Annotated in this window: 13 protein-coding genes; 9 read left to right on the top strand and 4 right to left on the bottom strand. The window is 45.0% G+C overall.

The window, feature by feature from the left end:
- The first annotated feature begins 279 nt into the window (after positions 1–279).
- From KV201_RS09810 to KV201_RS09795, 4 genes are all read left to right on the top strand, one after another.
- A complete protein-coding gene (locus KV201_RS09810; RefSeq protein ID WP_226059192.1) occupies positions 280–1,122 on the top strand; it encodes an AraC family transcriptional regulator in 843 nt (280 codons plus the stop codon).
- 226 nt (positions 1,123–1,348) lie between these two features.
- Positions 1,349–2,056, top strand: coding sequence for a LysE family translocator (locus KV201_RS09805; RefSeq protein ID WP_226059191.1), 708 nt, complete (start codon positions 1,349–1,351; stop codon positions 2,054–2,056).
- A 98-nt stretch (positions 2,057–2,154) separates the two neighbouring features.
- A complete protein-coding gene (locus KV201_RS09800; RefSeq protein ID WP_226059190.1) occupies positions 2,155–2,985 on the top strand; it encodes a hypothetical protein in 831 nt (276 codons plus the stop codon).
- Between the two features lie 752 nt (positions 2,986–3,737).
- Positions 3,738–4,280, top strand: coding sequence for a hypothetical protein (locus tag KV201_RS09795; protein WP_226059189.1), 543 nt, complete (start codon positions 3,738–3,740; stop codon positions 4,278–4,280).
- A 226-nt stretch (positions 4,281–4,506) separates the two neighbouring features.
- Here the strand turns inward: KV201_RS09795 and KV201_RS09790 are convergent, their stop codons facing one another.
- Positions 4,507–6,447, bottom strand: a complete 1,941-nt coding sequence (locus KV201_RS09790) for a GGDEF domain-containing protein (RefSeq protein ID WP_226059188.1) — start codon at positions 6,445–6,447, stop codon at positions 4,507–4,509.
- A gap of 224 nt (positions 6,448–6,671) precedes the next feature.
- Here KV201_RS09790 and KV201_RS09785 point away from each other — a divergent pair, with 224 nt between their 5' ends.
- A complete protein-coding gene (locus KV201_RS09785) occupies positions 6,672–7,433 on the top strand; it encodes a phosphatase PAP2 family protein (RefSeq protein WP_226059187.1) in 762 nt (253 codons plus the stop codon).
- A 75-nt stretch (positions 7,434–7,508) separates the two neighbouring features.
- Here the strand turns inward: KV201_RS09785 and KV201_RS09780 are convergent, their stop codons facing one another.
- A complete protein-coding gene (locus KV201_RS09780; protein WP_006086080.1) occupies positions 7,509–8,057 on the bottom strand; it encodes a DUF2799 domain-containing protein in 549 nt (182 codons plus the stop codon).
- Positions 8,058–8,236: 179 nt separating this feature from the next.
- Between KV201_RS09780 and KV201_RS09775 the strand changes: the two genes are divergently transcribed.
- Positions 8,237–8,554 (top strand): hypothetical protein, encoded by a 318-nt coding sequence (locus tag KV201_RS09775; RefSeq protein ID WP_319000214.1) that lies wholly within the window; start codon positions 8,237–8,239, stop codon positions 8,552–8,554.
- Between the two features lie 335 nt (positions 8,555–8,889).
- Positions 8,890–9,750 (top strand): PA4780 family RIO1-like protein kinase, encoded by an 861-nt coding sequence (locus KV201_RS09770; protein WP_006083079.1) that lies wholly within the window; start codon positions 8,890–8,892, stop codon positions 9,748–9,750.
- Between the two features lie 913 nt (positions 9,751–10,663).
- Here the strand turns inward: KV201_RS09770 and KV201_RS09765 are convergent.
- The gene (locus tag KV201_RS09765) at positions 10,664–10,897 is read right to left on the bottom strand and encodes a transposase (RefSeq protein WP_006083078.1); all 234 of its coding nucleotides are present in this window, start codon (positions 10,895–10,897) and stop codon (positions 10,664–10,666) included.
- 935 nt (positions 10,898–11,832) lie between these two features.
- Here KV201_RS09765 and KV201_RS09760 point away from each other — a divergent pair.
- Both KV201_RS09760 and KV201_RS09755 read left to right on the top strand, forming a co-directional pair.
- The gene (locus tag KV201_RS09760) at positions 11,833–12,522 is read left to right on the top strand and encodes an OmpA family protein (RefSeq protein WP_162096847.1); all 690 of its coding nucleotides are present in this window, start codon (positions 11,833–11,835) and stop codon (positions 12,520–12,522) included.
- Positions 12,523–12,783: 261 nt separating this feature from the next.
- Positions 12,784–13,620, top strand: coding sequence for a molybdate ABC transporter substrate-binding protein (locus KV201_RS09755; protein WP_226059185.1), 837 nt, complete (start codon positions 12,784–12,786; stop codon positions 13,618–13,620).
- A gap of 134 nt (positions 13,621–13,754) precedes the next feature.
- Here KV201_RS09755 and mgtE read toward each other — a convergent pair whose 3' ends face one another.
- The gene (mgtE, locus tag KV201_RS09750; protein WP_063882291.1) at positions 13,755–15,119 is read right to left on the bottom strand and encodes a magnesium transporter; all 1,365 of its coding nucleotides are present in this window, start codon (positions 15,117–15,119) and stop codon (positions 13,755–13,757) included.
- Positions 15,120–15,250: the final 131 nt, after the last annotated feature.

The raw sequence follows: 15,250 nt of genomic DNA, 5'->3' as shown, positions 1-15,250 counted from the left end.
TGAGTAGAACTTATAACGTAAGCCAGTCCGTATGTATAAGCGCCCACAGAGTTGGGCGTTTTTGCTTTTATTCGGCGCTAATGTAAATGCCCATTCATGCGCTAGTTAATGCGCTAGTTAATGCGCTAGTTAATGCGCTAATCTATGCGCACATTTCATCAAACGATATGGCTGCAATAATTTACTATTGCCGCGCTGACGATGAAGGCTAGAATGAACCCTAGTGGATTTGAGTTCTCCCAGTTTTGCAACTGATGTAATAGGTAATAGCCGCGAGCGATGAGTACAGCAAAACCCGTTGAAAACATTAACTATTGGCGTCATCCCAGCTTATCAGGCATAGAACTGAGTCAGGCGGAATTCACTCATTTCAGCTTTGATAAACATGTGCATCTGGATTACCACTTAGGTGTGGTCACCCAAGGTGCGCAGCAGTTTGTGAATAAGGGCAGCAGTTATCAACTCGGTCAGCACAGTCTATCGACCCTAAATCCCGACGAAACCCACGATGGCCAGAGCCGCGATGCCGACGGTTATCGGGTGAAAGTCATGTCTATCCCCGTGGAATACATGAATGAAGTCAGCCAAGAACTGGGGTTGAAGGAGCACTTTTTCAGCGCGCCTATGGTGGATGACCCAACGCTTTATCAATATTTTATTCAGCTACACGAACTATTAATCGAAGGCCAATGCAGTGCGCTCGCGGGCGAGTCTCACCTACTGAACTTTATTCATCTGCTGCTGGAGCGTTACCCAAGCGGCGTTTCATCTTGCATCTCTAAACTGAATCAACCGCAGGGGTTATCTAAGTTGCAGGTGAGCTTAGTGAAGCAGCGAATTCACGATGAGCCTTGGCATAATACTCAGCTTGAAACCTTAGCCAATGAAGTGAGCTTAAGTAAGTTTCAGTTTTTACGGCAATTTAAACAGGCAACAGGGATGACACCCCATGCTTATCTCAAGCGGGTGCGTTTAGAGTTAGCGAAAAAATCCTTAAGTCATGGCGCTCTAGTGGCGGATGTGGCGCAGCAATTCGGATTTTTTGACCAGAGCCATTTAAATAAAGCCTTTAAGCAGGCATTCCTATTATCGCCAGTGCAATTTCAGCGACGTATGCTCTAGTTTCCCCCGTCTTTCGACGATTGCTGTAGAGTTGAAGATTGCAGCTTTTAAAGCAGTTACTTAAAACCGTTATTTCGAAAACGGTTGCCTCTAAAGTCACTGGTTCAAAAACACTAATTCGAATAAAGCAGAATCGTGCAATTTATTACAATTCAGCCCTGCGATAAATGGCCATACTGACAGCCTCAGTTATCGTTTATCACCTTTTTTGCGGAGCCGCATCTCTATGGATTTGTCTTTATTACTCACCTTGGCCGTGATCCACTCGGTTGCCTTGATCAGCCCCGGACCCGATTTCGCTATTATGGTGAAGATTGCGACTCAGCAGTCCAGAAGCACGGCGATTGCCGCAGCCGTGGGGATTTCAATAGCCATTTTAGCCCACACGATTTTAAGTCTGACTGGCGTGAGTCTGCTTATTAAGAGTTCACACACTCTGTATCTATTAGTGCAAATTGTGGGTGCGTCTTACTTAGCTTGGATGGGGTTTGGTGCCCTGCGTGCAGGTCTTGCGATACTGGCTAAACGTAAAGCGAGTGCCAGTACAAATGCTGGGACAAATGTTGATGCTCTTTCTGCTGACGTTGAAGGCACTGCGTCTATTGCTGGTGGCTTAGGTGGCGCTATGTCACAGAAGCAAGGTTTTTTGACTGGGCTTTATACCAATCTATTGAATCCCAAAGCATTGGTGTTTTTCTTAACGCTGTTTTCGGCCTTGATTACCCCAAGCGTTACCACTAGTACTAAAATTGCCTCCGCTGTCTTGTTGTTATCGCTGTCGCTGGCATGGTTTGGCTTTTGGGCTGTGATGTTATCTAAGGCGCAGGTGCAACTTAAATTGCAGCGACTGACACCGATTATCGATGCAATTATTGGAGTCATCTTTATGTCAGTCGCGCTGGCGATTTACGCTAACCTGTTGCTGACGGCTTAGTCAGGCGTAGCGTCAATCAGCTTAGGTTTTAGTCCTGTGCATTTATGTTACTCTTGGCCTTTGGTCTCAGTAGAGACGTTTGGATGTAAGGGATAAAGATGTCACTCGCCTCACCACTAAAGGCAATAAAATTAGCAGTTTTCAGCCAATCTAAACTAATGCAATTCGCGTGTTATGCCGCCTTGATATTTGGTGCTATGGGTTTAAATGCCAAAGTGCATGCGGCCGATGAGGCTTTGCCAAAGGAATATATTCCTCTGGTGCAAGGGCTCATCGATGCGGCCAAGGTGAATGATCCCGAGGCGATTACCAAACGAGTGGATTATCCCCTCGGACGTGAATATCCGATCCCAGCGATTCAAAATACTCAGGAAATGGTTGTACGTTTCAACCAAGTATTCGATTCACAACTGCTTGAGCAGATTGCCAATTCTAAGGTCGACGCTGATTGGCAGATTATGGGGTGGCGGGGCATTATGCTCGGCAGCGGTGAAGTGTGGCTGGATTTAGATGGCAAGATTATAGCCATTAACTACCAAACACCCGCAGAGGCAAAATTGAAAGCTGAGCTGATCGCTAAGCAAAAAACGGGATTACACCCGAGCGTGAGTGAGTTTGTGAGCCCAGAATTAACTTGGGAAACCGCTAAGTTTACGATTCGTGTCGATAATATGGGGAATGATCAATACCGTTATGCCGCTTGGGCAAAGGGTAAGTCATTGAGCGAAAAGCCAGATCTAGTGCTGAATAAAGGCAAACTCGTATTCGATGGTAGCGGTGGGAATCATTCATTCCAATTTCGCAGCGGCCCATACCAGTATCATTGTTATGTCACCGTCTTAGGCACCAGCGATAGCCCTCCAGGCGAGCTAGTGGTGTTTAAAAATGACCAAGAAATACTAAAACAAGCCGTCATCAAAGCAGACTAGTCTCATTTCCCTTCCCTATCCCTATGAGTGAGATGTAAAGCAGCGACTATCCGTTGATGGTCGCTGCTTTAATCATCCATGTTTTAGAAAGTCACTGGTGCAACAATGCTAATCTTAACTAACCCTCTCGCTGTTCCTTCAGCTAAACGCTACTGTCCCAAAGCAAGGTAATTGTATCGTCAGATGTGCAGCATTTATTGTCATTGTTTCCCCAGTGACTCGCCGGCTATTTCTTTTAAAAGAAGCATCTATGAGAGCTCTTCTAAAACATGGTTTAGAAGGTCACTGGTGCAACAATGCCAATTCTAGATAAGTTCTCAGTATCGGAGTTTGTCTTAAAAAACTCTGTCCCCATGTCGAGTTAGCAAAAAAATTGTTCAACAATATTCTGACCTCATTACCCAACATCTTCCCATAAATGCTCTGCTATCAGCGACTGCTCTCAGAGCAGAATATAAGAATGGACTTTATATGGTCGTACAAGTATCAACCTGATTAAGATAGTTCTCATTCCAACATTTGTGTACGTTATCTCACTTTGATGAGTTTAATCTGATATAAAATCAAATTATTACAAGTCGTCAGATTTATATAGTAGGATTGGGAGCCCGAGCAAATGCATTTTGCGAGATAATACATTCAATGAAAATTTTTATTGAATGAAAGCTGCTAGTTAATTTCGCGCGTTTTTACTGTTTTAGTAACATTAATGAGCATGCACACTCTTCAAATATTATGCCTACAGAGGCCATATGGATACATTTACACTGATTAGTAAACTCGTGGAAAATTTAGCATGGCCAGTATCAATCTGTATTTTAGTATTTATGCTAAAAGCAGATATTGGTAAAACGCTAAATAACATACGAAAACTCAAGCATAAAGATACAGAAATAGACTTTGGAAAAGAGCTAAAAGATACTGCAATAGTTGCATCTCAAACTGTTGGGTTACCGAAAAGTGATAGCTTTGATTATGGCAGTAGTGAATTAGCTTTATTGTCTCCGAGAGGTGCAGTTATAGAGTCTTGGCTTAGTGTAGAAAAAGAATTACATAAATTTGCCCTGAGGCATGGAATTGAAGTCGATCCTAAAAAGCCATTCAGAATTCAAGACATCAAGATGCACAATCTTGATTACAATGCTTTGGGTAAGGGAACTATAACAATCCTCGAAAGTTTAAGGCGTTTACGAAATGAGGCTGTTCATCTTCAAGACTCTAATATTAGCCCCGAATCTGCCAAAGAATATCAATTACTATCTAAACGGGTGATTCAAGCGTTACAGCAGGCATAATAAGAAATAGTTGGCTTTGTTTTTTTTATCACATTTTTTGGCAACTTTTTACCGCTTAATACTGAGTTACCTATAGGTTTCTTCATTATTGGAGCTGTTTATCTTGTAAAAAACTAGCGCACTACTCGCCTAAATTTTAGTTATAACATTCTGTGGAAATGACTATTCACGCAGCATTGTGCAGTCGGTTTTTATTCGTGAGATAAAAAGAGTATTAAGGATGAACTTAATGCTCTTTTTTATGGATAAATGCCTGCTCAAACTCGTGTGCTGTGATGGGTTTACCGTAGAGGTAGCCTTGGCCTAAGTCGCATTCCTCGTGACGAATAAAGGCATCTTGTTCTAGGGTTTCCACGCCTTCGGCGATCACGACTAAGTTCAGTTTCTTGCCTATGGCAATAATCGCTTTAGTGAGCTCCCTATCTTGTTCGTTTTCTTCGAGTTTATTGATAAAACAGCGATCGATTTTTAAGGTGTCAAAAGAGTATTTTTGTAGATAACTTAGGGATGAATAGCCAGTACCAAAGTCATCTAAGGAGATGCGGATCCCGAGTTCCTGCAGCTTTTGGATGGCATTGTGGGCAATATGCTCGTCCTGCATCAACATGCCTTCGGTAATTTCAAGCTCTAGGGCCGTCGGTGGCAATTGATAGAGGGTGAGTAAGTCAGCTATGTGCTCGCTAAAACGGGGATTGCGCATTTGCAAAGGGGAGATATTGATGGCGATTTTAAACTCCTGGTCTAGCTCGCGACACCATTTTGCCGCCTGAGCCAGAGCGGTATGCAATACAAAATTACCGATATCAATAATCTGTCCATTACGTTCTGCTAAGGCGATGAATCTGTCTGGGGCGACATTGCCAAGGATCGGATTGTGCCAGCGCAGCAGGGCTTCGGCGTCTATCACCTTTTGGTTTTTTAAGTTAATAAAGGGTTGGTAATGAAGGCTTAACTCGTTTTTGTTCAATGCATCGACTAAGTGAGATTCCAGTTGATAGCGTAGATTCAAAGCCGCTTGAGTATCTTGATTAAAGAAGCTGTGAGTTGAGCCATCGGCTTTGCTGATCGTCATCGCAGCCCCCGCTTTTTGCAGCAGAATGGCGGCATCTATGCCATCGATGGGCGCTTGAGCTATACCCATGCTCGATGGAATGGTGATTACAAAATCCGCCACGCCAAAGGGAGTATTACAGCAGCTAAGCACTTTATTGATGAGTTTGTTGGTTTCGTTGTTCGAAGGTTTATGGGCTTGAATAATCACAAACTCGGCGCCGGCAATACGGGCGATGAAGGTATTTTCATCGGCATAGTGTTGTAAACGTTGGCTGAGAATGGTGAGAATTTTATCGCCAATCAGGTAGCCATAACTGTCGTTGATGGACTTGAAATTACGCAGCCCCAGATAGAGTACTGAAATCTTTTCCTTGCGATTCACTTCTTCGAGCATAGTCGAAAGGCTATTAATCAAATTGATGCGATTCGGTAATCCCGTCAGTGGATCATAGCTTTTATGGTATTCCAGTGAGGTTTCGGTGGAGGTCCGATTTTCGATTTCTTTGATGAGTTTGCTACTGAGTTCGGCCAGTTCATGGGTGCGTTGTTGCACTTTTTGCTCTAACTCTTGGTTGTGCAGTTGCAGCTTTGCCTGTTGATAGAGGGTGACTAGGTTGGCTTCTATACCATTTTGAAAACGAGCGAGTAAGCTGCGAAACGATTGGCTGTAATTATGCTCTTTGCTATCGAGCATGCAGATAGTGCCAAAGGCGCTGTTATCGGGCCAGCGTAAAGGTAAGCCACAGTAGGCAATCATGCCGAGTTTTATATCCGGATTTTTATCCCAGTCTTTATCTTTTAGGGCATTCGGAATGTGGAGTTCCTTGCCTCCTTTTATCACTGTCTCGCAGTAAAGTCCGTGGCCTAAACTGTCTTTGTCGTGTTTTTTATAGGGATTTCCTTGAGTGCGACTCGAGGTAAAGACTTCTATATCGGTTTGATGGACACGCATGATTAAAGCTGCGGGAGTGTCGACCAATTCAGAGAGCAAATCTAAGGTTTGTTGCCAGTTATCAACCATGACTTGGGGAACTACGATTTTGTCTGTGTCGATAGCAATGTCGGCGAATAAACGATCTTTTTGAGACTGATTAATGGCGAAATTGTATGGCATGAATGCTCAGTCCTAGAGGCGCGATATTATTTATAAACTATAGTCTTTTTACTCATGTTGTGAGTTTTTTGAATAAATTTAGTTGTATTGCGATGTAAATTTTGTGTTAACGTCGGCGCAATTACGTTTCTTAAGTTTTAGATAAGAATTCAGCGCTACCCTAACGCAAGATATTCTAGTCATTGGATTTATGAGTGAGTAACTATTTGAAAGGTAATGTTAGGATGACATTTATCGATTTTGCCAAAGGGCATCTAATCGCGCCACTGTTAGTGTTTGCGGTGATCATCTTTGGGCTTGAATGGACTCACGCCGATATGAAAGTGGCGACTTTGTTATTTCATTGGCAGGGTGGCGTCGACTCTTGGCCATTAAGAGGCCATTGGCTGACCGAAAATGTATTGCACGTTGCTGGGCGTAACTTTGTTATCTTGCTGGCGGTGAGCGTTGTAGTCGGCATTGCCTTTAGTTTTCGAAGTGACAGGATTAAGCCGTACCGCAAAGGTTTGATTTATCTATTTTGTAGCGTATTGGCGAGTGTGTTGCTGGTACGCATTGGCAAGAGCTTTACCCATATGACCTGCCCATGGGATGTGATTGAGTTTGGCGGCCGTATGCTGCATTCATCCCTGTTTGCCCGTTTACCTGAAGGCGCTGAATTTGGCCAATGTTTCCCTGGCGGCCATGCAAGCGGCGGGTTTGCTTGGGTTGCCTTGTATTACGTTTTGCGTGAGTATCGTCCGCATTTAGCTAAGTTTGGTTTGATTTTCGGGGTGAGTTTAGGCCTAGTGTTTGGTATCGGCCAAGAGTTACGCGGTGCCCACTTCTTGAGCCATGATTTATGGAGTTTAGCTATTGCATGGACGTCGGCGAGTCTACTTTACTATGGTTTTTTCCTGCGTCCATCAGGGTTAAAAAAAGCTAAATTGGCCGATGTTAGCCAAAGAGTCCATGTTAAATCCACTGCTGGATTACCACAAAAATAGCGGACTGTGAAACTGACTAACCTATATGATTAACCTAAACACTGAGTCCAATTGGGCCCAGTGTTTTTTTATGGCTTAGAATCTTAATTCGAAGCGCATATCGGGTCTGCGTAGGCGAGATCTTTCATCTAACAGTTGGTTCTTCTCATTGAGTAGGCTGTTTTTCTGTTTCAATAAGTCGGCCTTATCGGTGAGATTATTGATCTTGCCATCAAGACTGCTTATCTCTCTATCGATGGCATTTAAGCGATCGGCTATTTCAGATAAGCGTTTGTTAGTCAGATATTGTTGATGGCCTTGATTATAACGTTCAACGAAGGCGTTATTGCTGCAAACCCCATAATAGCTTTCTCCCGCTAAGCCCACGCGGTAGCCATTTTCGGGAAGACAGTAACTGGCTAACCCTTGCTGGTATCCTTGTTTCCACTGTGCGGTATCGACACTGAGATTAAATTCTCGGCAATCTTTTTGATATTGATTCAATTGCCCTGCGCTCGTCCCACGGTTGCCATCGGCCAGTCCTAGGGCAAACCAATCACTATTGGCGCATTCTTCAATCGATAAGCTGCTGCATTGAGTGAGTGATAGGACCGAAAGGGCGAGGAAAAGGCTAGGATAATGCATGGACAAGTTCTCTATATGTTGTGGCGTTTAGGATAAAGGCTCTTCTGGGGGAGATCTAGCTTTATATACCGCCATTTATACTGCCATAGATGCGTTTTGTTGGGCAGAATCCATCACAGTTTAGCGGATGAATGCATGATAACAGGCTGATATTGTGTTAGTTTGTGATTAACACTTTAATGTCTACTTTGGGGTTAGCTATGATTTCACCTGTTTCATCGGCGCATTCTGCTTCATTACCGACGGCCAAATCGGTTCATCAACCCAGTGATACGGCGGAGCCAAGTGGACTGAAATCCTTTACCTATGGCGCATTGGGCTTGGCGGCTCCCAAAGCTGAGCCCAGTTCCGATGTTGCTGCGATGAGCAAAACTGAGGCGCCTACTCCCGATACAGCCCCTAATGACGCGAATGATTCGAACGACACGTATTACAGCGCTGGCCAAATATTGAAAGCGGCGGCGACCGTGGGAAGTGTGATTGCCTTATTTGTGTGAGTTAAGTTTCTGCGTAAACCTAGCTCGGATATCTATTTGAGCGGTCTTGAATTTGAATGTTCGCTGTAGGAGAGTGGCAGTGGTTTTACCTCTTGCTTTATACAGGTTGGCGGAAAAGAATATTCTTTTAGTTTAAGCTTCATTTTCAGTCTCTTTCTTTGCCAAAGTCCTCAGTAAATCTGGTATTGTGTTTAACACACAAGTGCATTAGTTTTTACTTAAAATTCGTTTAACAATCCTGAACTATATTCATCAAACTTTCGCTGGAGACCGCTTTTGTATGAAGATTTGCCCGCAGTATTCCATATCATGCCTAAGTAAGGTATAAGGGCGCTATGAAAACTCCGAAACGAATCCAACCCCTGGTTGATGAAGGACTGGTCGATGAGGTCATTAGCCAGTTAATGAGCGGTAAAGAAGCCACTGTGTACGTTGTACGCAGTGGTGATGATATCCGCTGTGCCAAAGTCTATAAAGAAGCGGACAAGCGCAGTTTTAAGCAAGCTGTGTTGTATCAAGAAGGCCGAAAAGTCCGCAACAGCCGTCGAGCACGTGCGATGGAGAAAGGCTCTAAATTTGGTCGCGATCAGCAGGAAGAAGCTTGGCAAAATGCCGAGGTTGAAGCGCTTTATCGTTTAGCGAATGCGGGTGTGCGCGTGCCAACGCCCTATGGTTGTTTTGATGGCGTGTTACTGATGGAGTTAGTGACGGATGCCGAGGGCAATGTCGCACCGAGATTGAACGATGTCAGTATGTCGGCAGAAAAAGCCCTGAACGATCATGCGTTGGTGATGACCTATGTCAAACGTATGCTTTGTGCGGGTTTAGTGCACGGTGACTTGTCTGAGTTTAACGTGTTAGTCGATAGTGAAGGGCCAGTGATTATCGACTTGCCTCAGGCCGTCGATGCCGCGGCGAATAACCATGCCAAATGGATGTTAGCGCGTGATGTGAATAACATGACCCAATACTATGGCTTGTATGCTCCTGAGCTGTTAAAAACGCAATATGCCAAAGAGATTTGGGCCCTGTTTGAAGCGGGTGAATTGAAGCCTGAAACGCCATTAACCGGTGAGTTTACCGAAGTGCTGGTCGAAGCCGATGTCAGTGCCGTGTTAGAGGAAATTCAAGCGGCCTTTGAAGAGGCGCAAGAGCGTAAACAAAGGATCCAAGAGGCAAACGAAGAAGACTATTAATTGTCAGTCGTTTTTCGCCCATAAAAAAGACGCTCAAAGTAGCGTCTTTTTTATGCTAAAAATTAAGTGTCACTATTATTTTTATTTTTGATTTTATTACTTATTTTATTGTTGTTATTTAATTTTTGGCGTTAGCCAATCCTTGGCTTAATCTCCGATTGGAGCTGGGTCCATCCTAGTTGCTATAAACAAGCTAGCAATCATCAAACTGTGTAATAAAAGGACAAGAGCTGAGAGAGAAATATGTTCATGACTTGGGGGAGCACAATTCACATATTTAATCTTTGGGGAAGACAACTCCCTCAATCCTTGCCGAAACCTTGGTAACTCTTCAGTCAATCTATGAACAGCACACTAAATCACAGCCTTCCTTGGCGCGCCACACTCGTTATAGCGCTGGATCATCATTGATCCTGTGAATAAAATGACAAGACCAGAGAGAGAAATATGTTCATGACTTGGGGGAGCACAGTTCACATATTTGATCTTGGGGGAGATAGCTCCCTCTCCAGTCTTGCCGAAACTTTTGCATTGTCTCTGTTCGTTTCGTTTGTCGGTTTTAATACTATTTCCCAATCTTCGCTGGGTTCATCAATAAAGTGACAGAGTCAGATAGTCGTAAACAGCACACTTATTATTGTTATTTGCACAATTCATATCTTAGGTCGTTGGGGAGCGATAATAGATACCCATCCGACTCTGCCTAAACTGGTTAACATTCTTAATTTTCTTAACTTTTCTCGCTTAACAATTTGGACGACAAGGCCGGACTAAAAAGGGCGCTGTTATTATTGTTGTTAGCACATCTTTTACATCGTTAGCGTTATCAGCAGGGCGATATGCAATCTCGTCCGGCCTTGTCTATTCGGGCACGTTTAACTTGTTGTACAGGCACTCAATTGCCATGCAGCGCTTAACCTATGGTGCGTAGCTCGTTATTGAGCTGCTTAATCCTTTTCTGCAGTTGGGCAATCTCGCTCATTAATGCGCATTCTCTTTGCTGGGGTTGCAGATCGCTTTCCCGCACCCATTGGTAGACTGCCTTGGCAGATAAACCGTATTGACGCGCAACATCCGACAGTAAGCGACCTTGCACTTTAACCTCGGTGATAACATGTAGCTTGAGACTATTTTCTGCGATTCCCATGAGCGTTCCCTCTTTTACTGCTTTCTAACTAAAATATGACCGTTTGCGTTGCCTTTTATTGATGATATTGACGCTGTTCTAAATCCCACTGGCTCAGACCTAGGTGGCGCAGACAAATCCATTCGTGGCGACATAGTGCGATAAAGTTCATGACTGTTTTCATACTTCCTCCTTCATGACCCTAAATACTCGAGTTCATTTTCTGTCTCGATAGGTCCATTTAATTTGGATTAATCCTGTTGAAGTCGACTTGAGTTTTCGGCGATTTCTACCGCGTCTGACTGTCTACTCACTTAGTAGTATGTAAAATTCGTGCCAATATTCTAATTTTTATTTTAATGTTTAAAATCATGATCTTGCTTATTCGATTAAAACGGCGTGATTTTTTAGTGCTGACAAAAAAGGTGCAAGACGCACTATTTCGGTGCCATCGGCTTGATATGGAGCAGGGCGGTCTAAGCCAAGATTGAAGCCCGAAATCTGTATCTTTGCTGACTACAATCTGGATTAGCAGAATTGAATATGGATAAAGGATTGTCTCGAGCGCAATTGTCTATATACCCAAGCTACCTGAAGATACGAGTTTCAGAGCACCTAGGGTGCTTCAATTCAAGGCGCATCAATGACAGAATGTCGGCCACCTTTTGAATTGATGCAACACGGAAGTGGAGTGCCCTAGGCGCTCCGTCCCGGCGAGTTTTAACGCACTTTATGCCGTGTTGGTTATTTTTAACTTAGTCCACTAGGTCTGCAAATAACCGCCTTGCCTAAAGTGCGTTAAACTCCCGCTGAATCCTGCATCTTCAGGTTGTTTGGGTATATACTGCCTGCCTTGTGGCAATCCCTAGGTCATTCGTATTACTTAGTGTGAAGTGATATTTCTTGCCCTTTGAGCGGTATTCACAGTCATTAATCATATAAAGAGGTTATAAATGATGAAGTGTTTTCAGGCAGTGCAATCTAAACCATCCCTGTTAGCCATAGTGGTATTGACGACCGCGCTAGTTGCATCGGGTTGTACAACAATCAATCCCTATTCAAACGAACAACAAACCGCTAAAGCGACCAGTGGTGCATTGATTGGTGCCGTCGCAGGGGCTGCCATTGGCGTAGTCTCTTCGAGCAAAAGCGACCGCGGTAAAGGTGCCTTAATTGGTGCTGCATCAGGCGCTGCAGTCGGTGGTGGTATTGGTTATTACATGGATGTGCAAGAGACCAAATTACGCCAACAACTCGCCTCAACGGGCGTGAGTGTGACCCGTAGCGGCGATAACATCATTTTGAACATGCCTAATGAAGTCACCTTCGGCGTAGATCAAACCGAGTTAAGCGACGGCGCTAAACGCGTGCTGAACTCAGTGGCGGTTGTGGCCAAGGAATACAGCAAAACACAGCTTAACGTATTAGGTTATACCGATAGCAGTGGCTCAGACTCTTACAACTTACGTCTGTCACAAGTGCGTGCGGGTGAAGTGGGTAATTACTTGATGAGCAAAGGCGTAGCCTCTGCCCGTGTAAAATCAAAAGGCATGGGTGAAGCGAGTCCTATCGCATCAAATGCTAATGCCAATGGCCGCGCCCAAAACCGCCGCGTTGAGATTGTATTAACGCCGACTGGTCAATAGACATTAAGCATTCTAGTTTTACAAAAGTCGCCTGAGGGCGACTTTTTTGTTTCTGTGATAGGTATATTTAGCGATAAGTGCCTCGCAGATTTAAGCTAGACAATTTGTCCTCTCTAACCTGTGTTTTGGGTGATCTGCACCACAATCACATCACAGCGGTTTGCCTTGGGATGAGTTCAGCTTGATCCCTTTACCGATTTCACGTTCTGTATGGGGATAAGTCACAAGAATGACTTTTAGCGCCCAGAGGAGAATATGACTATGATAAGCAAACACGTGTTAGTTGCCTTGAGTTTAAGCCCTGTCATCATGGTGGCTGCTGTACAAGGAATGCCGATGAAAGCCGAAGTGACCACAGGAGCGGCGCCGATAGAATTGCGCGCCGCAGGCAGTTTAAAGACGGCGATGAAGGATATTATTGCCGCTTATCAAGCCGAGTCGCACACGAGTGTTGCGGCACAATATGCGCCATCTGGTTTACTGTTAAAACGCATTCAAGAGGGTGAAAAAGTCGATTTTTTTGCCTCGGCGAATATGAAACATCCGCAGGCGTTAGTGGATGCGGGTCAGGGGAAAGCGGTGCAAATGTTTGCCCGTAATCAACTCTGCGCGGTTGCCCAGGATAATGTTCAGGTGACGAGCGCAACGCTACTCGATACCTTATTAGATCCTAAGGTCAAAGTTGGCACCTCAACCCCGAAAGCCGACCCAGCGGGTGATTATGCCTGGGCTGTTTTTGCTAAGGCCGAAGCGGTAAAACCCAATGCGAAAGCCGCGTTAGAGATCAAGGCATTGCAACTGACTGGCGGCCCTGAGAGTGCTAAACCACCTAAAGATCGCAATCCTTATGGCTGGGTGATGGAAAACAAGCAAGCAGATATCTTTTTAACCTATTGCACCAATGCTGTGCTGGCTAAAAAAGAAGTGCCGAGTCTCCAAATCATCGACTTACCGCAGGAACTCGCCGTGGGGGCCGACTATGGTTTGCTGGTTTTGCAGGGCGCCAATGCTGCCGCAACGCCGTTAGCTGAGTTTATTTTATCGGCAAAAGGCCAAGCTATACTGAGCAGTTATGGCTTTCAACCACCGGCAAAATAGCCTTGTTTAGTTTTTCAGCGAGATAAAAAAACGGCACCCTTTCGGTGCCGTTTTTTATAAAATCAAACTGTTAAAGCGTTAAAGCGTTAAAGCGTTAAAGCGTTAAAGCGTTAAAGCGTTAAAACATTAGTGCATTAGTGCATCAGATAGAGCGTCGCTAATCCGAGGAAGGCGAATAGACCTACCACGTCAGTGACTGTGGTGAGCACCATGCCGCCAGCGAGGGCGGGATCGATTTTAAGGCGTTTTAAAATCAATGGAATACTCGCACCTGCAAGGCCAGCCACTGTCATGTTGATCAGCATGGCGCTGCCAATTAATCCCGCGAGAGCCATATCATCCTTCCACAGCAACACGGCAATAAACACCAAAATCGACCACATTAAGCCATTGAGAAAACCAATCGATAATTCTTTACCAATAAGCCAACGGGCGTTGCTTTGGCCGATATGGCCTAAGGCAATACCGCGGATCACGAGCGCTAAGGTTTGATTACCGGCCACACCGCCCATGCTAGGGACAATTGTCATCAAGATGGCTATTGTGGCAAATTGCTCGATAGTGCCTTCAAACATATTACTGACTGAGGAGGCGAGTAGCGCGGCGAACAAGTTAATCGTGAGCCAGAGTGAGCGACGTAGGGTACTTTTTAGCACAGGGCCAAACGTATCCTCGTCATCGTCCATCCCCGCCATCCCCATCATGGAATGCTCGGCATCTTCGCGGATAACATCGACCACGTCATCGATTGTGATCCGTCCTAGCAGCTTGCCATCGCTGTCGACGACGGGAGCTGATACCCAGTCATTGCGTTCGAATTTCTGCGCTACTTCACTGTCGGACATGCTCACAGGAATACTTTGGATATCGGGGTCCATGATGTTGCGAATTGTGGTGCTTGGCGCGCAAGTCAGTAGATCTGCCAGCCTGACACCGCCGAGCACTTTATCCTGTTTATCGACCACATATAAGGTATCTGTGGTGTCGGGCAGGTTACCCCTTTGGCGAAGATAGCGCAGCACTACATCGATATTTACATCGGGTCTTAAGGTGACGGTATCTGTGTTCATCAAGCTGCCGGCGGTCTCATCGGGATAGGATAAAGCCTGTTCTACCCGCTGGCGGTTTTGTTCTGTCATCGACTGCAGCACTTGCTTGTAAACTGCATCGGGAAGACTACGCAGAATATAGGCCAGATCGTCGGTGTCCATGCTCGCCGTCGCTTTCGCAACCCGCTCAGGACTCATACTGCGGATCAACGGATCTTTGAGTTCTTCGCTTAACTCGTCGAGTATGTCGCCTATTTGTTCTTGATCGATAAGCTGCCACAGCACTTGTCTGGCGCTGGGTGGTGAGGATTCTAAGATCAGCGCGATATCTGAGGCGGCCATTTTTTGCAGCATGTTACGCACGTGCACAAACATGCCACTGCTAAGCGCTTGGTTTAACTGGTCGAGACTATGTCCGGTGTGATCGTTTTCTGAATTATCTACGGGCATTTGTCCTCCATAGTTGTCCGCCACTGTGCGGCAAATTGGTTAGAGAGTGCGCTGCTTGGCGCAGGGCTGAGACTTAGCGGTGACTTCGCGATAACTATGCTTCAGTCACAGATAGAGCGCTCTGGCATAGG

It is taken from the genome of Shewanella sp. SR1 (assembly GCF_020447145.1).
Classification (GTDB): domain Bacteria; phylum Pseudomonadota; class Gammaproteobacteria; order Enterobacterales; family Shewanellaceae; genus Shewanella; species Shewanella baltica.
Note: the sequence above shows the minus strand (reverse complement) of the source record. Positions and strands in the feature narration are given on the sequence as shown.